Genomic DNA, 237 nt, shown 5'->3' with positions numbered 1-237 from the left:
CAACGGGTCTCGATAAACGTAATGTGGCTTCGTCAAATGACTTGGTAAAAATGGTACGTGCTGCTGGTACCTATGATGTAATCCGTCGCTTCTCTACGACTAAGAGTTATGACTTTTACGTGGCCAATTACTCAAATGGTAACCGTACTTATAAAGCCAACAATACCAGCTCTCTAGTCCGTTCAGGCGATTATCCAATTGGTATCTCAAAAACCGGCTTTATTAATGAGGCAGGTC

At 42.6% G+C, this 237-nt stretch carries 1 pseudogene; it reads left to right on the top strand.

Annotated features, from left to right (window positions below):
* Positions 1-237, top strand: a pseudogene (locus AAEZ03_RS28835) (D-alanyl-D-alanine endopeptidase); the annotation flags it as partial.

Source organism: Pseudomonas sp. HY2-MNA-CIBAN-0224, from assembly GCF_040310285.1.
In the GTDB taxonomy this organism is placed as follows: Bacteria; Pseudomonadota; Gammaproteobacteria; order Pseudomonadales; family Pseudomonadaceae; genus Aquipseudomonas; species Aquipseudomonas helleri.
The sequence above is the reverse complement of the archived record's forward strand: the minus strand, read 5'-3'. Positions and strand labels throughout refer to the sequence as shown.